The 23862-nt window shown below is 65.0% G+C and carries 17 protein-coding genes; 8 read left to right on the top strand and 9 right to left on the bottom strand.

Annotated elements, in window-relative coordinates; genetic code table 11:
• Positions 1–150 precede the first annotated feature (150 nt).
• The 3 genes from tldD to KPG66_RS01695 all read right to left on the bottom strand — a co-directional run bounded on the left by tldD (position 151) and on the right by KPG66_RS01695 (position 6915).
• On the bottom strand, positions 151–1617 hold the full coding sequence (gene tldD / locus KPG66_RS01685) for a metalloprotease TldD (protein WP_041753031.1): 1467 nt from the start codon (positions 1615–1617) through the stop codon (positions 151–153).
• A gap of 130 nt (positions 1618–1747) precedes the next feature.
• A complete protein-coding gene (locus KPG66_RS01690; RefSeq protein ID WP_237069824.1) occupies positions 1748–2590 on the bottom strand; it encodes a carbon-nitrogen hydrolase family protein in 843 nt (280 codons plus the stop codon).
• A complete protein-coding gene (locus KPG66_RS01695; protein ID WP_237069825.1) occupies positions 2587–6915 on the bottom strand; it encodes a YhdP family phospholipid transporter in 4329 nt (1442 codons plus the stop codon). The genes KPG66_RS01690 and KPG66_RS01695 overlap by 4 nt, the downstream gene beginning before the upstream one ends.
• 116 nt (positions 6916–7031) lie before the next feature.
• Here KPG66_RS01695 and glnE point away from each other — a divergent pair, with 116 nt between their 5' ends.
• Positions 7032–9881 carry a bifunctional [glutamate--ammonia ligase]-adenylyl-L-tyrosine phosphorylase/[glutamate--ammonia-ligase] adenylyltransferase gene (gene glnE, locus KPG66_RS01700; RefSeq protein WP_237069826.1) on the top strand — a complete coding sequence of 950 codons (2850 nt, stop codon included), beginning with the start codon at positions 7032–7034 and terminating at the stop codon, positions 9879–9881.
• 7 nt (positions 9882–9888) lie between these two features.
• Here the strand turns inward: glnE and recN are convergent, their stop codons facing one another.
• Both recN and KPG66_RS01710 read right to left on the bottom strand, forming a co-directional pair.
• On the bottom strand, positions 9889–11541 hold the full coding sequence (recN, locus tag KPG66_RS01705; RefSeq protein ID WP_237069827.1) for a DNA repair protein RecN: 1653 nt from the start codon (positions 11539–11541) through the stop codon (positions 9889–9891).
• 82 nt (positions 11542–11623) lie between these two features.
• Positions 11624–12523, bottom strand: a complete 900-nt coding sequence (locus KPG66_RS01710) for an NAD kinase (protein ID WP_237069828.1) — start codon at positions 12521–12523, stop codon at positions 11624–11626.
• A 118-nt stretch (positions 12524–12641) separates the two neighbouring features.
• Here KPG66_RS01710 and hrcA point away from each other — a divergent pair, with 118 nt between their 5' ends.
• The 3 genes from hrcA to KPG66_RS01725 all read left to right on the top strand — a co-directional run bounded on the left by hrcA (position 12642) and on the right by KPG66_RS01725 (position 15301).
• Entirely contained in the window at positions 12642–13661 is a 1020-nt protein-coding gene (gene hrcA, locus KPG66_RS01715) for a heat-inducible transcriptional repressor HrcA (protein WP_013434198.1), read from the top strand.
• 151 nt (positions 13662–13812) lie between these two features.
• On the top strand, positions 13813–14886 hold the full coding sequence (gene hemH / locus KPG66_RS01720; protein ID WP_237069829.1) for a ferrochelatase: 1074 nt from the start codon (positions 13813–13815) through the stop codon (positions 14884–14886).
• A 7-nt stretch (positions 14887–14893) separates the two neighbouring features.
• Positions 14894–15301, top strand: coding sequence for an RNA-binding S4 domain-containing protein (locus tag KPG66_RS01725; protein ID WP_237069830.1), 408 nt, complete (start codon positions 14894–14896; stop codon positions 15299–15301).
• Here the strand turns inward: KPG66_RS01725 and KPG66_RS01730 are convergent.
• Complete coding sequence (locus KPG66_RS01730) at positions 15273–15434, bottom strand: hypothetical protein (RefSeq protein ID WP_237069831.1); 162 nt, start codon at positions 15432–15434, stop codon at positions 15273–15275. The two genes, KPG66_RS01725 and KPG66_RS01730, sit on opposite strands and share 29 nt — an antisense overlap.
• Positions 15435–15803: 369 nt before the next feature.
• Between KPG66_RS01730 and grpE the strand changes: the two genes are divergently transcribed.
• From grpE to pabB, 4 genes are all read left to right on the top strand, one after another.
• Complete coding sequence (gene grpE, locus KPG66_RS01735) at positions 15804–16430, top strand: nucleotide exchange factor GrpE (RefSeq protein ID WP_237069832.1); 627 nt, start codon at positions 15804–15806, stop codon at positions 16428–16430.
• Positions 16431–16577: 147 nt separating this feature from the next.
• Positions 16578–18515 carry a molecular chaperone DnaK gene (gene dnaK / locus KPG66_RS01740; RefSeq protein WP_013434203.1) on the top strand — a complete coding sequence of 646 codons (1938 nt, stop codon included), beginning with the start codon at positions 16578–16580 and terminating at the stop codon, positions 18513–18515.
• A 163-nt stretch (positions 18516–18678) separates the two neighbouring features.
• Positions 18679–19806 carry a molecular chaperone DnaJ gene (gene dnaJ, locus KPG66_RS01745; RefSeq protein ID WP_013434204.1) on the top strand — a complete coding sequence of 376 codons (1128 nt, stop codon included), beginning with the start codon at positions 18679–18681 and terminating at the stop codon, positions 19804–19806.
• 1 nt (position 19807) lies between these two features.
• Entirely contained in the window at positions 19808–21721 is a 1914-nt protein-coding gene (gene pabB, locus KPG66_RS01750) for an aminodeoxychorismate synthase component I (protein WP_237069833.1), read from the top strand.
• Between the two features lie 31 nt (positions 21722–21752).
• On the opposite strand, the gene panB is transcribed toward pabB, so the two are convergent.
• The 3 genes from panB to folK are packed head-to-tail and all read right to left on the bottom strand — an operon-like array spanning position 21753 to position 23825.
• The gene (panB, locus tag KPG66_RS01755; RefSeq protein ID WP_237069834.1) at positions 21753–22571 is read right to left on the bottom strand and encodes a 3-methyl-2-oxobutanoate hydroxymethyltransferase; all 819 of its coding nucleotides are present in this window, start codon (positions 22569–22571) and stop codon (positions 21753–21755) included.
• Positions 22572–22593: 22 nt separating this feature from the next.
• Positions 22594–23286 (bottom strand): deoxynucleoside kinase, encoded by a 693-nt coding sequence (locus tag KPG66_RS01760; protein ID WP_041753040.1) that lies wholly within the window; start codon positions 23284–23286, stop codon positions 22594–22596.
• Entirely contained in the window at positions 23283–23825 is a 543-nt protein-coding gene (folK, locus tag KPG66_RS01765) for a 2-amino-4-hydroxy-6-hydroxymethyldihydropteridine diphosphokinase (protein ID WP_041754030.1), read from the bottom strand. The genes KPG66_RS01760 and folK overlap by 4 nt, the downstream gene beginning before the upstream one ends.
• Positions 23826–23862 lie beyond the last annotated feature (37 nt).

The raw sequence follows: 23862 nt of genomic DNA on the forward strand, positions 1-23862 counted from the left end.
AGTTAACATCGGGCGCGCCAGCTTACAAGCCGCGCCACGCCGAGATGTGGGTAAAGATCAGGTTGGCAACAGGGGGGCGACAACGACGACGCATGATTGCGTCATTTCAATAAAAACCGCAATCCCCTTGCGGCATCTGCGCGATGGGCATCATACCGTGCCACCCACCGTCATGCGGTCGATGCGCAGTGTCGGCTGCCCGACGCCGACCGGCACGCTCTGGCCTTCCTTGCCGCACACGCCCACGCCTGTGTCCAACGACATGTCGTTGCCGATCAGCGATACGTACTTAAGCGACTCTGGTCCGCTGCCCACCAGCGTTGCGCCCTTGACCGGGTAGGCAATCTTGCCGTTCTCGATCATGTAGGCCTCGGAGGCCGAGAACACAAACTTGCCGTTCGTGATATCGACTTGTCCGCCACCGAAGTTGACCGCGTACAGGCCATGGTTGACCGACGCGATGATCTCGGCGGGATCCTTGTCGCCGCCTAGCATGTAGGTGTTGGTCATGCGCGGCATCGGCAACGCGGCATACGATTCGCGCCGCGCGTTGCCGGTTATCTTCATCTTCATCAGCCGCGCGTTCAGCGTGTCCTGCATGTAGCCGGTCAGGATGCCGTCCTCAATCAGCGTTGTGCATTGCGTGGGGTTGCCTTCGTCATCGATGTTCAGCGAGCCGCGCCGGTTCGCCAGCGTGCCGTCGTCGACCACTGTGACGCCGTTGGCCGCAACCCGCTCGCCGATGCGTCCGGCGAACGCCGACGAGCCCTTACGATTGAAATCGCCTTCCAACCCGTGGCCGATCGCCTCGTGCAACAGCACGCCTGGCCAGCCCGGCCCGAGCACGACGGTCATCGTGCCGGCGGGCGCGGGGCGCGCCTCCAGGTTTACCAGCGCGGCATGCACCGCGTCGTCGACGTATCGTGTCATCACCTCGTCGGTGAAATAGCCATAGTCGTAGCGGCCTCCGCCACCGCCGGTGCCGATCTCGCGGCGCCCGTTCTGCTCGGCGATCACGGTGACCGACACGCGCACGAGCGGACGCACGTCGGCGGCCAGTGCGCCGTCGCTGCGCGCCACCAGCACGACGTCGTATTCGCCCGCCAAGCCTGCCATGACCTGCGTGATGCGTGGGTCCTTCGCGCGAGCCATTTTTTCGACGCGCTCCAGCAACGCCACTTTCGCATTTGCATCTAGCGAGTGCAGCGGATCGGCCGGCAGGTACAGGTCGCGGCCCGCGACGCCGCGCAACGCACCGGCCGCCCGCACGCGGGTCTTTCCGCCCCCCGCCCGGGCGATCGCGCGGGTGGCCTGGGCTGCCTGTGCCAGCGCTTGCGGCGACAAATCATCCGAGTACGCGAACGCGGTGCGCTCGCCGGCCACCGCGCGCACGCCCACGCCCTGGTCGATGCTGAAGCTGCCCGATTTGACAATGCCTTCCTCCAGGCTCCACGCTTCGCTGCGGGTCGTCTGGAAGTACAGGTCCGCGTAGTCGACGCGATGGGAGAAAATCTCGCCCAGTGTGCGCACGAGGATGGCCTCGTCGAGTCCGTAGCGCGTGAGCAGCAGGTCCTTGGCGATGGCGAGATGGCGGATGTTAGGTTCGATGATGTTCATGCGGGCTCGCCCGTTTGACTGGTAAATGGACAGGAGTTGGCGCCGCGACGGCACGATTCAAGCCGCGGGCGGCCTTGCTGGAAGCAGTGTGGGCCGCCGCCGGCTTGCGGGCAACGACGCTGCGGTGTGCTCATGCCAGCACCCGATGCCGATACGCCGGCAGACTCTGCCGCACCTGCGCGATACGTTGGACATCGATCGTGCCCGATACTACGCCAGCACCGTCCGCGCGCACTGCGACGACCTGGCCCCATGGGTCCACTAGCATGCTGTGGCCCCATGTGCGGCGCCCGTTCTCATGCGTGCCGCCTTGGGCCGCGGCCAGCACGTAGCACTGGTTTTCGACGGCGCGCGCACGCAGCAGCATCTCCCAATGTGCATGGCCGGTCGTGTACGTGAAGGCCGATGGCACGACGATTAGTGCGCAGTCGCCAAGCTTGCGATACAACTCCGGAAAGCGCAAGTCATAGCATACCGACAAGCCCACGCGGCCGAACGGCGCGTCGAACGCGACGACGTCGGTGCCGGGCCGGATCGTGCGCGCCTCGTCGAACGATTCATCATCCTTGTCAAAGTTGAACAGATGGATCTTGTCGTAGCGGGCCACGGCTCGGCCTTGTGGGTCGAACACCAGCGTGGTGTTCATCACCCGCCCCGGTTCCGGGGCCACGAGCGGCAGCGTGCCACCGATGACCCATACGCGATGCCGCGCTGCGGCATCGGCGAGAAATTGCTGAATCGGGCCGTCGCCCGGCGCTTCCCGCACGGCCAGCTTGTCGGCGTCGTGATGCCCCATGAAGCAGAAATACTCGGGCAGCAGCACGAGTTGCGCGCCGCCGGCGGCAGCTTCAGCGATCAGCCCGCCAGCAGCCTGCAAGTTCCGCGACACGTCCGGCGTGCTGACCATTTGCAGTGCTGCTAGCGCGAACGTGCCGGATGCGGAGCCGCTGGCGCGAAAAACGGAGTCGTTCATTGCCGTGACACATGAGATTCAGGTCGGCCCATCTTACCGCGATCGTCCGCCACCTGCTCGACCTGCGGATGTGACCACGAGCCGGTTACCGCGTAGTGGCGCGCGAACGACTGCGAAATAGGGTCGGATAAAACCAGGCCGGCGACGAAGGTACCCAGGCCGAGCAGCGGGTTGACCACGGCCGTGGCCAGTGCTGCAGTACCCACGCTCAGCGATGGGACCACCGTCACCAGCAGGTCCTGCTGCTCGCACCCGAGATCCGCGTTGCCTTGCATCGTGACTTTTGCTGCTGCACTGTTCAGCGTGAAATCCTCGGTCTTAGCGATGCCGTGGCTAATCGTGCCGGTAGCGGTCACATTGTCAAACGGCAGTCCTTCGCCAAACAACGTGCCCAAGTCCAATGTCGCCACGCGAGCAAGCGCTTGCAGGCTGAGCACGCCGAGCAGCTTGGCAGCGCCCGGCTCAACCTTTAGGATCTGGCCATGCGACAGTCCGAGCGACAAGTTTCCGCTCAACGTCGGATAATCGATGCGCGTCGGTCCGCCGCGCCAGCCGACCTTGCCGGACAGCGTGCCATTGCCGCCCTTGAGCGTGCGGGGCAGGCCGAGACGGTCGAGCAGGGCACCGCCGTCGGCGATATCGAGCTTGAAATCCAGCGCAGTGCGCCGCGGGTTATCGTCGGTGCCGTTGTCGCTGGTGCTGGTGCGCGCACGGCGCGGCGTTTTCCAGCTAGCGGTTGCCGACAGCTTGGCTGCTGGGTTCGTCACATCCAGCTTGTCCAATTGCCAGACGGGCACGCCGTTTTCATCGATGTTGCGTGCGTTGACTTCCAGCTTGCCAAAATTGTGTCCGCGCACGGTGAGTTCGTTGACGATCAGGTCGATCGCCGGGACATGCTGCGCTGGCTCCTCGAGCACGCGACTCACCAGTGTCTCGTCGTGGCTGTCCGGGACCACCAGTTTGGCCAGCCGCGCGTTAAGCTGCCCGTATGGGCTGCGCGGCGTCTTCGCGTGCCACGCGAGATGGCCGGACACATCGTCCGATGCAATATTCGCTTGCCATGCGCCCGGTGTGTGTGTCGCGCCGATTACCACGTTTTCCCAGCGGCGGTTCAACAACGTCAACGTATCGAAGTGCAGGCCGACGCGGGTGGGCACGAGTGCCGCGACATTGCCGGTCAGGTTGAACGGGGAGGCCGTGTCCGGCGAAGAAGCCGATGGGGCGGCGTAAGTCGGAGCGGGGAGTAGGGACGGCGCAGCGGCCGCTGCCGGCTCACCTGATATGGCCTCGGCGGGGATCGACATGGCATCGAGCAGCGCGCGCCACGCGTCTGCGTCGAAGTGCGCCACGTGCGCCGCCGCGGTCACGCCTTCACTGGGCAGCACCGCTTCCCGGTTCACGCCGAGCGCGCCGCGCAGGATCGCCAGCTTGTCGTCGTTGCCGCGCCGCACCAGATAAATAGCATTGAGCGGACCGAGTCGTGCATCCAGGCGACTGATGCTTGTCGCGGGTCGCTCGCCGGCGGTTGCGGGCCGCAGGCGCAACGAGAACGGCATCGGCACGCCGGTCGGCTTTGTGAACGGCGCCGGCAATTGCAGCGCCAGCCCGCTCAGATCCGAGGTGGCCGAGATGTCGGGCAGTTCGTTCTTGCGCGTGCGCACGGCCACCGAGTAAGGCGCGCCGCCCGACATGCGGGTGAGCAGCGTGGCCAGCGGCCCGGGCGGCACTGCAGTCCGGGCTGCATCGGCAAGCAGGTGACCCGACACGTCGAAGCGGCTCGAGCCGTCCTGCTGGATCCCGCCGTCGGTGTGGATCTCACCGCCGAGGAACTGGCCGCTGGCACGTCCGATCGTCATCGTGTGTTCGGTGAAATCGACCTTGCCATGGATTTGCGTGACCGGCGGCAGCGCGGCGAGCTGCTTGCCGGGCACGAATGACACCGCGTTGTCCGCCAGCGTAACCGAGCCGTTCACGCCGACATGCGGCTTGTCCGGATGGCGCGGGATCGCCAGCCGCAGCGCCAGCGTCGCGTTGCCTTTCGCCCGCACGGTCTCGCCCAGGTGGTCGGACAGTACCGCCAGCGAGCTGCGATTCACGTAGTCGAGCATGTCGGCCAGCGGGCCACTGGCCACGCCGTTGATCACCAGATCCGAGTTCAGCGTGCCCAAATCATCGATGCGGCCGGTTAATTGCGTGAGGGCGACACGCTGGTAGCGTGCGCGCTGGATATCAAAGCGCAGCACGTTCTGGTCCATCCGGAACAGCCCGTCGATGCCGTCGAACGCCGGCCACACCTGCGGCGTGCCGTTGCTCATCCGCTTCGGCGGGTGCGGCGTCGGATCGAATCCGCCGTCTCGAAACGGCGCGACAATCTTGAAGATGCCCGCGTGTGGATCGTGTGTGTACGGGAACTCGGCCAGTTCGCCATGGATGGCGATCGTCGCATTGTGCGAGGTCCCGGCCGTCAGCGCATGGTCCAGGTAGGCGCGGGTATGTTCGTCGACGCCGGTCGGCAGATAGCGCGCGAGGCGGGGCAGCGACAGCCGGTCGAACATCGCCTCCATGTCGAGCTTGCCGCGCCCGTGGCCGGGATTCGAGTAGGTGCCGGTCGCGCTGGCACGCACGTCGTCGTTATCGACGACGAATCGCGAGAGGTTGACGGCGACGGCCGGGCGAGTCGCATCCGACGCTAGCGGATGCGCGGTCCATGTCGCTTCGGCCGCGAATCGATTGAACGTGAGTCGTGGATTGTCGAATGCCCCTGGGATCGTGACCGCGCCGTGGGTGGTATCGATCGTCGCGTGACCGCCGTTCTGGTCGGCGTCGATCTTGCCCCAGATATTTTCTGCGCCGGGCAGACCCACGTGCGGGTGGCCACCCGGTGTGAGGCCCGGCGGCGGCTCCTGCGCGCCGACGCTGACACCCTCGAGTGCGGCCTTGACGCGATAGCGCACGATCGGCTCGCCGCCTTCAACAGCCGCCACGCTGGCAGCTTCGCGGGTACGCGGCGCGCGGCGCTCGACCTGTATCGCATAGTTTGCCAGCGTGCCGCGCGGGTCAAATCGGTCCAGTTCGTTAAGTACAGGGTGGGGCAGCGGCAACGTGCGCACGAACTGCGCGAGCAGTCCAAGATCGACCGTATCGCCGCGGATGCGGATGAGTTGGCCACGGCCCAGCGTTGCACGGCGGAATCGGCCGTTGAATTCGCCGATGCTCAGCAGTCGGGTAATCGGCGTGCCGTCCGCCAGAGGGACCTGCCCGCCGAGTTCGGCGCGCAGATTGCCCAGGCTTAGCGTGTAATCGAGATTGCGCATGTCATTGCGCCGCAGCGACCAGTCCAGCCCGATGCTAGGCACGTCCAGCCGCGGCAGCGTCGGGTCCATGCGCAGCCGCAACGCGGACCCGGATAATGCGCCGCGTGCACCGCTCCATTCGCCAGATGCGAAGTCGAGCCACGCAGCCACGTCCAGCGTGCCGCTTTGCGCGTCCAGGCGCGCATCCGTGTAGCGGGCCAGTTCGGGCAGCGTCAGGTTGCCACTCGATACAAACATCGTGCCGGTCCAACCTGCCGGCTCGGTGAGCGGCTTCAGTGGCGAATGGCGCAAGCGTGCGCGCAAGTCGAGTGGCCCGCGCAGCAAGCGCCCGTCCGGCTGCGCCTGCACGCCGAGCCGGTGAATCAGGCCGCGGTTGTCGATGGCCACGTGGATGCCGCGCAACGTCAGCGTCGGCAAGCCGCGCTGCGCGTCGCTCCAGTGCAGGACGCCGCCGCGCAACACGATGGCGCGCTGCGTCATCAGCCAGCGCAGGAGCGCGCTGTTGCCGTGCTGGCGTGGATCCACCCGCACGCCGGCAATCGTATAGGTGCCGTCGGGGTGCCGCTCGGCGAAGACCTCGGGTTGCGCGACTATCAGGCTCGAGAGCACCGGCGCCAGACGCGGCAATGAGCGCCACGACAGCGTTGCGCTGGCGGTGGGCACCGCGAGCATGCGCTGGCCGTCCGGGCCCATGATCGTCAGTTGGTCGATGTCCAGCGTCGGCTGCAGCCCGCTCCAGCGCCCGGTTAGCCGACCGATGTGCACCTGCGCGTGCAGCGTGTCCGAGATCCGTTGCTCGATGTGCGGCCGCAGCGAATCCAACTGGGGAAAGATGACGTAGCGCAGACCGACGTACGTGGCCGCGGCGCCAAAGTACAGTGCGATGGCCACGCTCGCGCAGCATGCGAGTACGCGGCGCAGCACCTGCTCGCTCGGCCCGCGCCGCCATCCGCTCCCGGCTTGTGCGTTGCGCGCATCGTTCGGGTCGAGTGTTTCCTGGCGGTCGGGCATGCGAGGAGCGCGGAACGTATGATAGGTTGGGCGGAAAAACCAAATGTAACATACGGCATGCGAGCCAAACCCGCCGTCGCCGCGGGTTCCATTGCATGTGCCGCACCAATGACACGATGATTGACATGCCGCTGCCAAGTTCCCCGCTTGCGTCTGACGCCGCACCGCTGTTGAGCGCCGCCTACTCCCGCTATGCTGCCCGGCAGTACGCGGCACGGCCCGAACTGGCTGCGCGGGTGCGTGAGCTTGCGCGCGCGCCGCTCACGCGGCACTGGATCGAGCAGCGGCTCGCGCAGCTGGGCGCGCCGCAGAGCGAGCCTGTGGGCGACGACGTGCTCAAGCGCGCACTGCGCCTGGTGCGCACCGAACTGTTTTGTGCGGTGATGGAGCGCGACCTGGCCGGGCTGGCCGATGTGCCGGAGGTGACCGGCACGATGACGGATTTGGCCGAAGTGGCGATCCGCCGCTCGCTTGCCACGATCAGTGCTGAGTTGCACGCGCTGTATGGCATGCCGCTGAACGCGCAGCGACAGCCGCAGACGCTCGGCGTGGTTGGCATGGGCAAGCTCGGCGGACGCGAGTTGAACGTGTCCTCGGACATCGACTTGATTTTCGTCTACGAGGACGACGGCGAGACCGAGGGTGGCTCCCGCGCGCCGATCTCGAATCAAGACTTCTTTACCCGGGTCGGGCGCCGGCTGATCGGTGCGCTGGCCGAGCATACCGCGGATGGATACGTGTTCCGCGTGGACATGCGGTTGCGTCCGAACGGTGATTCGGGTCCGCTTGTCTGCAGCATCGGCATGCTGGAAGAGTACTTCTATGTGCAGGGGCGCGAATGGGAACGCTACGCTTGGATCAAGGCACGGCTGGTGTCGGACGTGGACAGCGACGCTGGCGCGCGACTGGCGGCGCAGCTCGAGGCACAAGTCAGGCCATTCGTCTACCGCCGTTATCTCGATTTCGGCGTGATCGCGGCGATCCGGGCGCTGCATGTGCAGATCCGTCAGGAGGCCGCCCGCCGCGCGTCGTCGCGCCGTGACAAGGCCGATGACATCAAACTAGGTCGCGGTGGCATCCGCGAGATTGAGTTCACCGCGCAGGTTTTCCAATTGATCCGGGGCGGTCAGGACGCCGGGTTTCGTATTCGACCGACGCTGGCGGTACTCGATTATGCCGCCTCGCACGGCTTGATCGCGCGTGGCGCGGTTCAGCGACTTGCGCAGGCGTATCACATGCTGCGCTGCATCGAGCACCGGCTGCAATATGTGAACGACGCGCAAACCCATGCGATGCCCGTGGACGAAGGCGAGCGCGCGCAACTGGCAGCATCACTCGGTTTTGCCGACTATCCGGCGCTGCTGGCCGTGCTGGAGTGCCACCGCGAGTTCGTCGCGCAGCAGTTCGACCAGATCTTCGCTCGCAAGCGTGGCAACGCGGCCGCGGCTGGTGCCGGTGACCCAGCGCTTGGTAAGGTTGGCGGCACGGCGTGGGGGGAAGCTGCCACATGGATCTGGAGCAGTGCACTTGCCGATGAGGCGGCCGACGATGAGTTGCGCGTCCGGCTTGCATCGCTGGGGTTCAACGACCCGCCAGCCATCCTGTTGCGATTGCACGCGGTCTGGCAGTCCGCGCGTTATGCCAGCCTGCCGGAGCGTCATCGGGCGCGTTTCGACACGCTCGTGCTGCGCGCCTTGGAGGCGGCGCCGACGCATTGCCATGAAAGGGTCGATGCGACGCTGCTGCGTTTTCTCGATCTGCTCGAGGCGGTCGCGCGGCGAGGCTCGTACCTGGCGCTGCTGGTTGAGTATCCGGCTGCGCTGGCACGCGTGTTCGCCGTGCTTGGCGAGTCGCGTTGGGCCGCCGGCTATCTGATCCGCCATCCGCAGGTACTCGACGAGTTGCTCGACGACGAGGCGCTGGCCAGCCCGTTTGACTGGACCGAATTCAAGCGGATGCTGCTCGCCCGACTTGCCGATGCAGACGGCGCTGAGCACCAGATGGATCTGCTGCGTCACGCGCACCAGGCCGAGGTGTTCCGGATCCTGCTGCTGGATCTCGGCGGCCATCTATCGGTCGAGCACATCAGCGACCGGTTGTCGGAACTGGCCGACGCGGTTCTGGATGTGACGCTGCAGACCGTATGGCCGCAGTTGGCCCGCCGTCATTGCGACGTGCCGCGCTTCTCGATTATTGCGTACGGCAAGCTCGGCGGCAAGGAACTCGGTTATGCGTCAGACCTGGACCTTATCTTTCTGTACGACGATCCCGACGAGCGTGCCGCAGAGATCTATGCGCTGTTTGCACGACGGCTGATTACGTGGCTGACCATGTCCACTGGCGCTGGCACGCTGTTCGACGTGGACCTGAGGCTCAGGCCGAACGGCGAGGCCGGGCTGCTGGTCACGAGCCTCACCGCCTTCCGGCGGTACCAATTGCGCGAGGGGGACGCGGCCAACGCCGCGTGGGTATGGGAGCACCAGGCATTGTCACGCGCGCGCTTCTGCGCCGGGGATGCGGCCATCGGCGCGCAGTTCGAAGCGATCCGTGCCCAGGTGCTCGCTCAGCCGCGCGATGCGCGGACGCTGGCCACGGAGATCGCCGCGATGCGGCAAAAGGTGGCCCAAGGCCATCCCAATCCCACGGCACTGTTCGATCTGAAGCACGATCGCGGCGGCATGGTCGATATCGAATTCATCGTCCAGTATTGGGTGCTGCTGCATGCCGGCGCACATCCGGCGCTGCGGCGCAACACCGGCAACATCGCGTTGCTGCGCGAGGCGGCCCGCATCGGGCTGATGTCCGAGACACAGGCGGAGCAGGTTGGCGGCGCCTATCGAGCCTATCGCAAGTTGCAACATGCGCTGCGGCTCGATGGAATGGACAAGGCGCGCGTGCCGCCGGAGCGCGTGCAGGCCGAGCGCGACGCGGTCACGCGACTCTGGGAGCAGGTCTTCGGCGCGTGAAGACGCTTCAAGCGGCCAGCATTTCCTTCGCGTGCTTGCGTGTGGTGGCGGTAATCTCGACGCCCCCGAGCATGCGCGCGACCTCCTCGACGCGGCTCGCGCGATCCAGAGCGGTCACTTCGCTGAGCGTTGCGCCTTGCGCATCGGTGGACTTGGCCACGCTGAAGTGGTGCTCGCCGCGGGCGGCGACCTGCGGCAGGTGGGTCACGCACAACACTTGCCGGATCTGGCCGAGTTGGTGCAGCAGTCGCCCAACGACTTCCGCGACGGCGCCGCCGATGCCGCTGTCGACTTCGTCAAAGATCAGTGTCGGCGTTGGGCTCGCAGTGCTCGCGATCACCGACAGCGCGAGGCTGATGCGTGCCAACTCGCCCCCGGAAGCCACTTTCGCCAGCGGCCGCAACGGCACGCCGGCGTGGCCGGCCACGCGGAACTCGACCTGCTCGAGCCCATGCTGGCCGCCTTCGGGCAAGGGCTCCAACGCGACGTCGAACCGCCCGCCGGCCATCGACAAGTCTTGCATCCCGGTGGTTACCGCGCTGCTCAACGCCTTGGCCGCCTTGGCGCGGGCCTTGGAGAGTCGCTCCGCCAGCGTCATATAGGCTTGCTTCGCGCGCGCCTGCGCGGCGTGCAACGCGTCGATATCCGTCGTTGCATCCAGCGCTTGCAATTGGGCGCGCCGTGCCAGCAACTCGTCGGGTAGTGCATCCGGTTGCATCCTGAATTTGCGCGCAGTTGAATGCAGTGCATCGAGCCGGGCTTCGACCTGCGCGAGCCCCGCCGGGTCCAGCTCGAGCCGCTGCGCGTAGTGGGTCAGCGAGTAGGCCGCTTCCTGCAGTTGAATTTCGGCCGGCTCCAGCGCGGCCAACGCGTCGCCGAGCGCGCTGTCGATCTCGGCCAGGTCGCGCAGTTTCGCGATGAGGGTGCCCAGTTGCGTGATCATGGCATCGTCCGACTCAGACAAGGCGCCTAACGCCGCCTGCACACCGTCGATCAGGTTCGCCGCGTGCGACAGCCGGCGGTGCTCGGCGCTGATCTCATCCCATTCGCCGGGTTGCGGCGCCAGCTTCTCAAGCTCCGACAATTGCCACACTAGCCGCTCGCGCTCGAATTGCACCTCGCGCTCCCGCGCTTGCGCGGCCTGCACGGCTGCCGCCGCGTCGCGCCAGCCGCGCCACGCCCGAGCGACGTCCGCAGCCAGCGCTGTCAGGCCCGCGTGCGCATCGAACAACTCGCGCTGCGCGTCGCCGCGCATCAGCAACTGGTGGGCGTGCTGGCCGTGGATGTCCACCAGCATTTCGCCGATGTCTCGCAACTGGCCAAGCGTGGCGGCCGTGCCGTTGATGAACGCACGCGAGCGGCCGTTGGCGTCGAGCACGCGGCGCAGCACCACGTGCCCGCTGCCGTCATCGAACGCATGCTCGGCCAGCCACCGCGCGGCGCTCTCATGCGCGTCGAACTCTGCGGTGATGTCCGCACGGCTCTGGCCGGTGCGCACCACTGTCGCGTCGGCTCGCGCGCCGAGCGCCAGCGCCAGCGCGTCGATCAGAATGGATTTGCCGGCGCCGGTTTCGCCGGAAAAAACGGTAAAGCCACGCTCGAACTCAATGTCGAGCGAGGCGACGATGACAAAGTCCCGGATCGACAGATGACGCAGCATAGGCGAACGAAAGCGGTCGTCGTAAAAGGCGGATTGGGTGGGTTGGCAGCGATTGAGCCGGCGGGCGGCGACGGGCACCGGCTTAGCCGGGCTCGTCCTCGCCGAGCGACGAGTGCGCATTCCAGTGCAGCTTCTTGCGCAAGGTCCGGTAATAACTGTAGCCGACCGGATGCAGGAACGGCACCGTGTGCTTGGAGCGTTGTACCTCGATCGTATCCTCGAGTTGTAACGCGGTGAACGACTGCATGTCGAAATTCACGTTGACGTCGCGCCCGCCGATGATCTGGATTGCGATCCGGCACGTGTCGGGCAGCACGATGGGCCGGTTCGACAGCGCGTGTGGCGCGATCGGCACCAGCACGATCCCTTGCAATTGCGGATGCAGCAACGGGCCGTTGGACGAGAGCGCGTACGCGGTGGAGCCGGTTGGCGTGGCCACGATCAACCCGTCCGAGCGCTGGTCCGACATGAAGTGGCCGTCGACCGACACGCGTAGCTCCGCCATCCCGGAGAAGCCGCTGCGGTTTACGACGACGTCGTTAAGCGCCTGCGCATGATAGATTGGCTCGCCGTTGCGCATGATGCGGGCCTCCAGCAACGAGCGCTCCTCGCGCTCATGGCTGCCCGACAGCATTTGCGGCACCAACTGCTTCATGTCGGCGATCGCGATATCGGTGATGAAGCCGAGTCGGCCATGGTTGACGCCGATGAGCGGGGTATGGTAGGGCGCGAGTTGCCGGCCGATGCCCAGCATTGTGCCGTCGCCGCCGAGCACGACGGCGACGTCAGCGCGCGCGCCGATCTGTGCCGGCGTGAGCGCCGGATAGGCGTGCAAATCGTTCTCGCGCGCCGTGTCGGCTTCGAATACGATTTGAAAGCCGCGTTGTGTCAGGCAGCCGGCGAGCGCGGCAAGCGGCTCGCCGATGCCAGGCGTGTTGTTGCGGCCGATCAGCGCAACGGTCTTAAATTGGCCTATTTCCATGCCCGCATTACACCATAGGTATCTGACAAACTGTATGCCTTCGTGTTTTGGCTCGCCCGTGCGCGTCGGATCGATGCCAATCCTCGCCGCGCGCAAGATTTAAGCTAGAATTTTCGCTATGTTAGATCCTCGCGCCCAGACCCTGCTTAAGACGCTGATCGAACGGTATATCGCCGAAGGTCAGCCGGTCGGTTCGCGCACGTTGTCCAAGTATTCGGGGCTTGAACTGAGCCCGGCGACGATCCGCAACGTGATGTCCGATCTCGAGGAGCTTGGGCTTGTCGCCAGTCCTCATACGTCGGCCGGGCGGATTCCGACGCCACGCGGCTACCGGTTGTTCGTCGACACGATGCTGACCGTGCAGCCCGACGCGCAGGAAGCCGAGGTCAAGCTTGCGGTGCAGGACAAGTTCAAGCCGGGCGAGACGCAGAAGGTCGTCGCGGCGGCAGCCAGCGTGCTGTCCAACTTGTCGCAGTTTGCCGGCGTCGTGCTCACGCCGCGGCGCAGCCACGTGTTTAAACAGATCGAGTTCATGCGGCTGTCCGACAAGCGGATCTTGCTGATCATCGTCACCCCCGAAGGTGACGTGCAGAACCGAATCATGGCGACCCAGCGCGACTATTCGCCGTCGCAGCTGACCGAGGCTTCCAACTATATCAACACGCATTATGCGGGCTTGTCGTTTGACGAGGTGCGACGCCGACTGCGTGAGGAAATCGACGCGCTGCGCGGCGACATGATGCAACTGATGCAGGCCGCCGTCACCGCTAGCACGGAAACCGACGACGAATCCGACAACGTACTGATTTCGGGTGAGCGGAACTTGCTCGAAGTGGCCGATCTGTCGTCCGACATGGCGCGCCTGCGTAAGCTATTCGATGTCTTTGACCAAAAGACTAGCCTGCTACAGTTGCTCGACGTATCGAGCCATGCGCAGGGCGTGCAGATCTTCATCGGTGGAGAATCCACGCTCGTGCCGATCGAGGAAATGAGCGTTGTGACCGCGCCGTATGAGGTCGATGGCAAGATCGTCGGCACGCTTGGCGTGATTGGGCCGACCCGCATGGCGTACAACCGCGTGATTCCGATCGTCGACATCACCGCCCGGCTGCTGTCGTTCGCGCTGTCTCAGCATTGACGGGGGCCTGCGGGTCCGCCGGAGTCGATGCGTCGCGCCGCGCCACTATCCGGATGGCCAGCCTCCAGCCTCCGTGCCACGGCGGCAAATGCCGAGCGGCCGTTATAATCGGATAACAAGTGCACCATTGCGGTGCTCAACGGATCCTCTCATGCATTTTGATCTTGAGCTGCCCTCGCAGCCGAGCGCATCGCACCGGGTCGGCGTGCTGCTGATCAACCTCGGCACCCCCGCTGCACCGACGCCGCGCGCGGTGCGGCGCTACTTGGCCGAGTTCTTGTCCGACCCACGCGTCGTCGAGATCCCTGCGCCGCTGTGGCAGATTGTGCTGCGCGCGCTGATCCTGCCGTTGCGCGGCCGCGCGTCGGCGCGCAAGTACGCGGCGATCTGGGGGGCGGAGGGCTCGCCGCTACGCGTGCACACCGAGCGGCAGGTCGACGGCCTGAGGCAGCGGCTGGCGGCGGGCCGTTGCTCCGTGCTCGTCGACTATGCCATGCGCTATGGCACACCCAGCATCGGCAACGTGCTGAATCAACTCAAGCGCGCCGGCGCTGAGCGGGTGCTATTGGTGCCGCTGTATCCGCAGTATTCGGCCTCGACCAGCGCCAGCGCATTCGATGCAGCGTTCTGCGCGCTGGCGCGTATGCGCAATCAACTGGAGATCCGCACGATCAAGCATTATGCGGACCATCCCGCCTATATCGAGGCGCTCGCGTCTCAAGTGCTGCACTATTGGCAGCAGCACGGCCGACCCGATTTCACGGCCGGCGATCGGCTGTTGTTGAGCTTTCATGGCGTGCCCAAGCGCACGTTGGATTTGGGCGATCCCTATGCCGAGCAATGCCGGCAAACCGCGACGTTGCTGGCCCATGCGCTCGGGTTGACCGAGGTCGAATGCCGGCTCACGTTCCAGTCGCGGTTCGGACGCGCGCAATGGCTGCAACCTTATACCGCACCGACGCTGCAGGAGTTGGGCGCGGCCGGAGCCGATCGGGTTGACGTGTTCTGCCCGGGCTTCACGTCTGATTGCCTCGAAACGCTCGAGGAAATCGGCATCGAGGGTCGCGATACGTTCTTGCGGGCGGGAGGGCGCGAGTTCCATCGGATTCCCTGTGTCAACGATGCGCAACCGTGGATCCGTGCGCTGGCCGAGATCGTCGTCACCCATCTGCAAGGGTGGCCGATTGCTGCATCGCAACAGGGCGCGGCGGCGACATCGGCGTGAGGGAGCGATGAAGTTAAAGATTTTGACCGATCCTCACGCGCGGCTGCGCATCGACAAGTGGCTGTGGGCGGCGCGGTTTTTCAAGACCCGTTCACTGGCGGCCGACGCGCTTGGCAAGGGCCGGGTGCGCATCGGCGGCGAGTCGGTGAAGGCGGCCAAGGAGGTGCGCGTCGGCGACATGGTGCAAATCGACATCGAGCGCATCGTATGGGAAGTGCAGGTGCGCGGCGTATGTGAGGTGCGCGGCCCGGCGGCGATCGCGCAGACGCTATATGAGGAGACGCCGGCCGGCAACGCGCGGCGGCTGGCCGAGTTGGAGCGGCGCAGAACCTTCCGGGAGCCGGCTGCGACGCTTCACGGGCGGCCGACGAAACGCGATCGACGCATCATGGACAAACTGTCTGGTGCGGATTGAACAGGGACTCGAGCGTTGCGTGGACGCCGCCATACTCGATCGTGGATTCGGTGACGGCACCGGACATACAAATGGCGGTCGTTCCCGCGATCAATACCACGGCGACCACCCCAATGGCAAAGGTCAGTTTCATGGCACGGGCGGAAACGGGCATTTGGCTGGGCGGTGGCGAGCGCCATTGACGAAATCCAGGGTGTACGTGTCTTAAAGCGCCTTATAGCAAAGTGTAGGTCAGCGCCGCCGGGCACTCAATCTATTTGCGGTGAACATACGGGAATTCGTGTAACACATGCGGAAAATCATGTAACGGTATATTGCAACGCCACGGTGGCCACGCCATACGGCGCTGTGCCACGACTTTTTACGGCGGGCTATTGAAAAGGCCTGCTGCGACCCCATGTCGATTGCGCAACCACGGTTTCCCGTGTGCTGGCGCCCGTTGGGCCGACCGGGCGCGGGAACAGCCGAATCGAACCATTGACTGAAATTGACCACGGCCATCATGGAAGAGAAGCAAGCAAGCCAGCATCGCCCCGCATCGGATACGGAATCCGCCGGCAACGGCACGCAAACGGCGCAGGACGCACAGGTGCAACCGGCCGAGGCTCAGCGCAAGGACGCCGCGGCGGCACAGCCGGGCGCCGACAATGGGCAATTCGGCGAGGCCCATGCCGCCGCCGAAGCCAACGCGCTCGAGCAAGCGCAGGCCAAGATCGCCGAGTTGCAAGAGAGTTTCCTGCGCGCCTGCGCGGAGACCGAGAACGTGCGGCGGCGCGCTCAGGACGACGTCGCTAAGGCGCACAAGTTCGCGATCGAGAGTTTTGCCGAACACCTGCTGCCGGTCGTTGACAGCCTGGAGGCTGCGTTGGCGGACAACGCCGGCGACTTGGCGAAGGTGCGCGAGGGCGTCGAGCTGACGTTGCGTCAATTGTCGAGCGCGCTGGAGAAGGGGCGCGTCGTGCAGATCAATCCGATCGGCGAGAAATTCGACCCGCACCGGCACCAGGCGATTTCGATGGTGCCGGCCGAGCAGGAGGCCAACACTGTGGTCAGCGTGTTGCAAAAAGGCTACGTGATTGCCGACCGCGTGCTGCGCCCAGCGCTGGTTACCGTGGCCGCGCCTAAGTGAGTGCGGCCGGCGTCTGGCCACGGCAAAGTCCGTGTGCACGCCAGGGTATTGAAATCAGCGCTGTTGCACCCACGTTGTGGGCAGACGTGAATGAATGACCGCGTGCTGCGCGGGTCTAGCTAGATCAAAGCCAGGAGATTAGTAAAAATGGGCAAGATTATCGGGATCGACCTCGGTACCACGAATTCGTGCGTGGCGCTGATGGAAGGCAACCAGGTGCGGGTGATCGAGAACTCGGAAGGCGCGCGCACGACGCCTTCGATTATCGCGTATATGGACGATGGCGAGATTTTGGTTGGCGCGCCGGCCAAGCGTCAGTCCGTGACGAATCCGAAAAACACGCTGTTTGCCGTCAAGCGGCTGATTGGCCGTCGTTTTGAAGAGAAGGAAGTGCAGAAGGACATCGGCCTGATGCCTTACCAGATCATCAAGGCGGACAATGGTGACGCGTGGGTACAGGTGCGCGACAAGAAGCTCGCGCCGCCGCAGATTTCCGCCGAAGTGCTGCGCAAGATGAAGAAGACGGCCGAGGATTACCTCGGCGAGCCGGTGACTGAAGCGGTGATCACCGTGCCGGCGTACTTCAACGACAGCCAGCGGCAAGCCACGAAGGACGCGGGCCGCATCGCTGGCCTGGACGTGAAGCGGATCATCAACGAGCCGACTGCCGCGGCGCTCGCATTCGGACTGGACAAATCCGGGAAGGGCGATCGCAAGATCGCGGTCTATGACTTGGGCGGTGGCACGTTCGACATCTCGATCATCGAGATCGCGGACGTGGACGGCGAAATGCAATTCGAGGTGTTGTCGACCAACGGCGACACGTTCCTCGGTGGTGAGGACTTCGACCAGCGGATCATCGACTACATCATCGGTGAATTCAAGAAGGAGCAGGGCGTTGACCTGTCCAAGGACGTGCTCGCGCTGCAACGGCTGAAGGAAGCGGCCGAAAAGGCCAAGATCGAGCTGTCGAGTTCGGCACAAACCGAAATCAACCTGCCGTACATCACGGCGGACGCGTCCGGCCCGAAGCACTTGAACCTGAAGGTTACCCGCGCGAAGCTGGAGGCGCTGGTCGAGGAGCTGATCGAGCGCACGATCGAGCCGTGCCGCATCGCGATCAAGGACGCGGGTGTGAAGGTCGGTGACATCGATGACGTGATCCTAGTGGGCGGCATGACGCGGATGCCGAAGGTGCAGGACAAGGTCAAAGAGTTCTTCGGCAAAGAGCCGCGTCGCGACGTGAACCCGGACGAGGCGGTCGCGGTCGGCGCGGCGATCCAGGGCCAGGTGCTCTCCGGCGACCGCAAAGATGTGCTGCTGCTGGACGTGACGCCGCTGTCGCTGGGCATCGAGACGCTGGGCGGCGTGATGACGAAGATGATCAACAAGAACACGACGATCCCGACCAAGCACACGCAGGTGTACTCGACGGCCGACGATAACCAGTCGGCGGTGACAATCAAGGTGTTCCAGGGCGAGCGCGAGATGGCGGTCGGCAACAAGCTGCTGGGCGAGTTCAATCTGGAGGGCATCCCGCCCGCGCCGCGCGGCGTGCCGCAGATCGAAGTGACGTTCGACATCGACGCGAACGGCATCTTGCACGTGCATGCGCGTGACAAGGGCACGGGCAAGGAGAACAAGATCACGATCAAGGCCAATTCAGGCCTGTCCGAGGCTGAGATCGAGAAGATGGTGAAGGATGCCGAGGCGAACGCCGAGGAGGATCACCGTCTGCGTGAGTTGGCCGACGTGCGCAACCAGGGTGACGCGCTGGTGCACAGCACGAAGAAGGCGCTGTCCGACTATGGCGACAAGATCGACGCGAGTGAGAAGAGCGCGATCGAGGCTGCGCTTAAGGAACTGGAGGAAGCGCTGAAGAGCGCGTCCGACAAGGCGCAGGTCGAGGCGAAGATCGAGGCGCTGTCGAAGGTGTCGCAAAAGCTCGGTGAGAAGATGTACGCCGACATGCAGGCCCAGGCGGGTGCGGCTGGAGCCGCGCCCGACGCGCAGTCCGCTGCGCCGTCCGGCAAGGCCGAGGACGACGTTGTTGACGCCGACTTCAAGGAAGTGAAGAAGGACTGAGCGAAGCGGCGGTGGCAGCCGGTGGACGGGACGCGAGGCGTGCCGCGTCCACCGCACTGGCCACCTGTGTGCTATCGTGCACCGCAGCACGGTGGTGAAGACAGCGCGCCTGGCGGGCTTAGCAGCTCTCCGGGCCTATTTTGTTTTGTGGCATTGACTCGATATGGCCAAACGAGACTACTACGACGTGCTGGGTGTCGCCAAGAATGCGTCCGATGACGACATCAAGAAGGCGTATCGGAAGCTGGCAATGAAGTACCACCCGGACCGCAATCCTGGCAACAAGGATGCGGAAGAGCATTTCAAGGAGGCGAAGGAGGCCTACGAAATGCTGTCCGACTCGCAGAAGCGTGCCGCGTACGATCAGTACGGCCATGCGGGTGTCGACCCGAACATGGGCGCCGCGGGCGCACAAGGCTTTGGCGGCTTCGCCGATGCGTTCGGCGACATTTTCGGCGATATCTTTGGACAAGCCGCAGGCGGCGGCCGGCGGGCCGGCCCGCAAGTGTACCGCGGCGCGGACCTGCGCTACAGCATGGAGATCACGCTGGAGCAGGCCGCACATGGCTATGAGACGCAAATCCGCGTACCGAGTTGGGCATCGTGCCAGGTATGCCGTGGCTCCGGCGCGAAGCCGGGCACCAAGCCCGAGACGTGCCCGACCTGCCATGGGCAGGGTCAGGTGCGCATGTCGCAGGGTTTCTTCAGCATCCAGCAGGCGTGTCCAAAGTGCCACGGCACTGGGACGTACGTTCCGGAGCCGTGCGCTCATTGCCACGGCGTCGGCAAGGTTAAGGAAAACAAGACGCTGGAGGTGAAGATTCCGGCCGGCATCGACGAGGGGATGCGGATCCGTTCTGCCGGCAACGGCGAGCCGGGCATCAATGGCGGTCCGAACGGCGATCTGTATGTGGAGATCCACATCAAGCCGCACACCGTCTTCGAGCGTGACGGCGACGACCTGCATTGCCAGATGCCGATCGCGTTCACCACCGCGGCGTTGGGCGGCGAGATCGAGGTGCCGACGCTGGCTGGCAAGGCATCGTTCACCGTGCCAGAGGGCACGCAATCGGGCAAGACGTTCCGTCTACGCGGCAAGGGCCTCAAGGGTTTGCGCTCGAGCCTGCCGGGCGACCTGTACGTGCACGTGCAGGTGGAGACGCCGGTCAAGCTGACCGATACGCAGCGTGACCTGCTGCGCCAGTTTGAAAAGTCGCTGGTCGAAGGGGGCGGGCGGCATAGCCCGCAGAGCAAGGGATGGTTCGATCGCGTAAAGAGCTTCTTCGAGTGACATGATGGCAGCTGATGCGGGGGCGGGGCGGGCTGCGGGCAACCCTGACAGCACCCGCGTGTTCGCGCTGCTCGACGACTGTGCGCCCGGCGAGGCGTTGGCCGATGCCCCTGCATGCCGCTCGCGCCTCTATACGGCGTTCTCGCATGAGCGCACTTGCACCGATCCCGGCCGGCTCGATGCAGTGCTTGCCGAAGTCGATGCAGATCTGCGCACGGGTCTGCATGCGTTGTTGCTTGCGGACTACGAATGGGGTGTACGGCTGCAATGCCCGGCCAAGCAGTCCGGCGGCGGTGCGCTGCGTATTCTTCTGTTCCGCGAGTTGCGCCGCCTGTCCTCGGAGCAGGTCGCAGCGTGGTTGCAGCAGCAGGACGGCGGCCGCGCGGATCCCGGGGTGGCTGGCATCGCGAACGTGCGCAGCAGCGTCACGCGTGACGCGTTCGACGACGCGATCACGCGCATTCATGCCGCATTGCGTGACGGCGATTCCTATCAAGTCAACTATACGTATCGGCTCGCGTTCGAGATGTTCGGCTCGGCGCCTGCGTTGTATCGACGCTTGCGGGCGCGCCAGCCGGTGCCGTTCGGCGCGTTGCTGGCGCTGCCCGACGGCACCCATGTGCTGTCGTTGTCGCCCGAACTGTTCGTCGAGCATCGTGGCGGGACGATCGTCGCGCGGCCGATGAAAGGCACGGCGTCGCGTGCGAATGACAAGCAACTCGACGCGCAGCAAGCGCGGGCGCTGGCCGCCGACGAAAAGAACCGGGCAGAGAACCTGATGATCGTCGACTTGCTGCGCAACGATCTGGGTAAAATCGCGCGGACCGGCTCGGTTCGCGTGCCCGCGCTGTTTGCGCTCGAGCCGTACGCGTCGGTGTGGCAAATGACCTCGACCGTGCACGCGCGCGTGCGTGACGAGATCGGTTTTGCCGACGTGCTGCGGGCGCTTTTTCCGTGTGGCTCGATTACCGGCGCGCCGAAGGTTCGCACGATGGCGTTAATCGAGTCGATCGAGACGACACCACGCGGGTTGTATACCGGCGCGATCGGGTGGCTCGACCCGGCTGCCGACGCGCGCCCGCTCGGCGATTTTTGCCTGTCAGTGGCCATTCGCACGCTGGTGCTGGAGCCGCGATCGACCTCCGGCATGGGCGCCAACGTGCGGGCGGGCACGCTCGGGGTGGGCGCCGGCATCGTGCTGGACAGCGTCGCGCACGACGAATATCTCGAATGTGCATTAAAGGCTCGCTTCTTGACCGAGGCGGACCCCGGCTTCCAGTTGTTCGAGACAATGTATGCAACGCGGGAGGGCGTGCGGCATGAAGCTCTTCATGTTGCCCGTGTCGAGCGCAGCGCGCGCTATTTCGGCTTCCCGTTCGAGGCCGGCGTGTTTGCGGCGCGGCTTGCAAAGGCCTGTGCGGCGCTCGCGCCGGGCGGCGCCTATCGGATGCGCGCGACGCTGCGCAAGGACGGGGTCATCGACGTCAGCGCGGCGCCATTGCTCCCACTCGCGCCCGGTCCGGTGCGCGTGATGCTGGCGGCCGATCACGGCATGGCTGCCCCGGACCCGGATGATCCGTTGCTGCGTCACAAGACCACCTGCCGGGATGCCTATGACCGGGCATGGCGACTCGCGGAAACTCACCACGCGTTTGACTTGTTGTTTTTCAATCGGCGTGGCGAGCTGACCGAAGGCGGCCGCAGCACGGTATTCGTGCGAATCGACGGCCGCTGGGTCACCCCGCCACTGGCCAGCGGCGTATTGCCCGGTGTCATGCGCTCGGTGCTGCTCGCGGACCCGGCGTGGCAGGCCATCGAGCAGCCGATCACGCGCGCCGACTTTGAGCGCCGCGATGCGCTTGTTGTCTGCAATGCGCTGCGCGGCGTGATGCCGGCACAATTGCTTCGCTTTTAGCTTCGCCTTCTTCGCCTTGAGCGACGTCGATTCAGAACGTATGCTCTGTGGTGGGGAACGTCCGATCCTTGACCGCGCGCACGTAGGCCTGGACGGCTGCCTCGATCGATGGCTGGCCGGCCATGAAGTCCTTGACGAACCGGGGCCGCTTGCCAGGGAACACGCCGAGCATGTCATGCAACACCAGTACCTGACCCGAGCAGTCGACGCCGGCGCCGATGCCGATCGTCGGAATCGTCAGTGCCGCGGTGACCTGGGCCCCCAACGCGGCAGGGATCGCTTCGAGCACGACCATTTGCGCGCCGGCCTGCTCGAGCAATTGGGCGTCCTTTTTCAACTGTTCGGCCGCCAGATCGCTCTTGCCTTGGACCTTAAAGCCGCCGAACGCGTGCACCGACTGCGGCGTGAGCCCCAAGTGCGCGCAGACCGGCACCGACCGTTCGACCAGGAAGCGGATCGTCTCAGCAAGCCATGCACCGCCCTCAAGCTTGACCATCTGTGCGCCCGCCTGCATGAGCTTGACGGCGCTTGAATACGCGTCTGCTAGCGTACCGTAGCTGCCGAACGGCAAATCCGAGACGACCAGCGCGTTGCCGCGGCTGCCGCGCGCCACGCTGGCGGTGTGGTATGCGATATCCGCTACGCTGACCGGCAACGTCGTGGTCTGGCCCTGCAACACGTTGCCGAGCGAGTCGCCGATGAGGAGCACGTCCACGCCCGCACGCTCGAGTAATGCCGCAAAGCTTGCGTCGTAGCACGTCAGCATCGCGATCGGCTCGCCGGCCTCACGCATCTGCTGAAGGCGCGGAACAGTGACGGCACGACGGCCAGAATTCTGCAGATAGCTCATAACAAATGATCCTTGGAGAGCGTCATCGCGCCGTGCCCTTCACCCATACCGCCTTGCGGCCGCGCATCGATCCAATGTGCTTGACCAGCAAGTCCAGGTCTGCGTCAGATCCTGCCAGATCCAGATGGTCGGTATTGACGCTGAGCAGCGGCGCGTCGTCGTAGTGATAGAAAAATTCGCTGTACGCGTCGCACAATGCGCGCAGGTACGCATCGGTGATATGCGTCTCCATCGCAATCGCGCGCTTTTGAATCCGGGCGAACAGCGTTTCCGGACTGGCTTGAAGGTAGATCACGAGATCCGGCGCTGGCCGGGCGAGCGGCACGCGGGCGGCCAGCGCGCGATACAGCGTGAATTCGTCGTCGGGCAGCGTCAGGCGGGCAAACAACTCATCTTTCTGCGGCAGAAAGTCCGCGGCGAGTGGCGTGCCGCGCTGCCGCGCATCCGCTATCGCGCGCATTTGCGTCTCACGCTGCAGCAGGAAGTCCAACTGCGCCGGTAACGCGTAGCGTGCGTTGTCGTGATAGAAGCGCTCGAGGAACGGATTGTCAGCCGCGCGCTCAAGCAGCGTTTGCATGGACCAGCGTGTTGCCAGTTGCGTCGCCAGCGTGGTCTTGCCGACGCCAATTGGCCCCTCGATCACCAGGTAGCCCAGGGGCGTATGCTGCGCCGGCGCATGGACGGTGAGCGGTGGCACAACAGCGGACGGGTTCATCGGCGCGGCCCCGACTGGCCGCCCACGATCGCAGCGGCGACGCGTCGGAACGGACATTGGCAGGGATCGACCTTTTCGATGCGCTGCGACACAACGCCAGTCAGGTAACGGTCCGCACGGCCCAGCGCGGGAATCTCGATCGCTGCGTCCAGTTCGAGTAGCGGCACTAGTGCGAACGCCCGCTCGGATAACCGTGGGTGCGGCACCGTCAGGTCGTGCTCGTCGAGTTGCACGGTGCCGTACAGCAGAATATCGATGTCTAGCGTCCGAGGTGCGTTCCGGTACGGGCGCTCGCGGCCGAAGTGATGCTCAATGCCGTGGCACAGGGCAAGCAGCTGCCGTGCGGCAAGCGTGGTATCGATCTTCACCACGCAATTGTAGAAGTCGTCGCCACCGGCATCGACCGGGGCAGTGCGGTACAGGCTCGATTTCGCAAGCACGGTGACGGGCGCCTGCTGCGCGAGGCAGACCACGGCGTCCTTCAGCGTCTGGCGCGCGTCGCCAAGGTTCGCGCCCAGGCCAAGATAGGCTACGGTCATGACGTCGACTCCTGCTGCATTTGATGGTCGGCGTGCG

The organism is Mycetohabitans sp. B2, assembly GCF_021733735.1.
Classification (GTDB): domain Bacteria; phylum Pseudomonadota; class Gammaproteobacteria; order Burkholderiales; family Burkholderiaceae; genus Mycetohabitans; species Mycetohabitans rhizoxinica.

What these genes read in the sequence shown, in the direction of transcription:
- dnaK (WP_013434203.1), top strand. Translation starts at nt 16,578, where the DNA reads ATGGGCAAGATTATCGGGATCGACCTCGGTACCACGAATTCGTGCGTG.
- KPG66_RS01760 (WP_041753040.1), bottom strand. Translation starts at nt 23,286, where the DNA reads ATGAACCCGTCCGCTGTTGTGCCACCGCTCACCGTCCATGCGCCGGCG.
- KPG66_RS01725 (WP_237069830.1), top strand. Translation starts at nt 14,894, where the DNA reads ATGAAGTTAAAGATTTTGACCGATCCTCACGCGCGGCTGCGCATCGAC.
- hrcA (WP_013434198.1), top strand. Translation starts at nt 12,642, where the DNA reads ATGTTAGATCCTCGCGCCCAGACCCTGCTTAAGACGCTGATCGAACGG.
- tldD (WP_041753031.1), bottom strand. Translation starts at nt 1,617, where the DNA reads ATGAACATCATCGAACCTAACATCCGCCATCTCGCCATCGCCAAGGAC.
- recN (WP_237069827.1), bottom strand. Translation starts at nt 11,541, where the DNA reads ATGCTGCGTCATCTGTCGATCCGGGACTTTGTCATCGTCGCCTCGCTC.
- KPG66_RS01695 (WP_237069825.1), bottom strand. Translation starts at nt 6,915, where the DNA reads ATGCCCGACCGCCAGGAAACACTCGACCCGAACGATGCGCGCAACGCA.
- folK (WP_041754030.1), bottom strand. Translation starts at nt 23,825, where the DNA reads ATGACCGTAGCCTATCTTGGCCTGGGCGCGAACCTTGGCGACGCGCGC.
- KPG66_RS01710 (WP_237069828.1), bottom strand. Translation starts at nt 12,523, where the DNA reads ATGGAAATAGGCCAATTTAAGACCGTTGCGCTGATCGGCCGCAACAAC.
- KPG66_RS01690 (WP_237069824.1), bottom strand. Translation starts at nt 2,590, where the DNA reads ATGAACGACTCCGTTTTTCGCGCCAGCGGCTCCGCATCCGGCACGTTC.
- dnaJ (WP_013434204.1), top strand. Translation starts at nt 18,679, where the DNA reads ATGGCCAAACGAGACTACTACGACGTGCTGGGTGTCGCCAAGAATGCG.
- grpE (WP_237069832.1), top strand. Translation starts at nt 15,804, where the DNA reads ATGGAAGAGAAGCAAGCAAGCCAGCATCGCCCCGCATCGGATACGGAA.
- glnE (WP_237069826.1), top strand. Translation starts at nt 7,032, where the DNA reads ATGATTGACATGCCGCTGCCAAGTTCCCCGCTTGCGTCTGACGCCGCA.
- pabB (WP_237069833.1), top strand. Translation starts at nt 19,808, where the DNA reads ATGATGGCAGCTGATGCGGGGGCGGGGCGGGCTGCGGGCAACCCTGAC.
- panB (WP_237069834.1), bottom strand. Translation starts at nt 22,571, where the DNA reads ATGAGCTATCTGCAGAATTCTGGCCGTCGTGCCGTCACTGTTCCGCGC.
- KPG66_RS01730 (WP_237069831.1), bottom strand. Translation starts at nt 15,434, where the DNA reads ATGAAACTGACCTTTGCCATTGGGGTGGTCGCCGTGGTATTGATCGCG.
- hemH (WP_237069829.1), top strand. Translation starts at nt 13,813, where the DNA reads ATGCATTTTGATCTTGAGCTGCCCTCGCAGCCGAGCGCATCGCACCGG.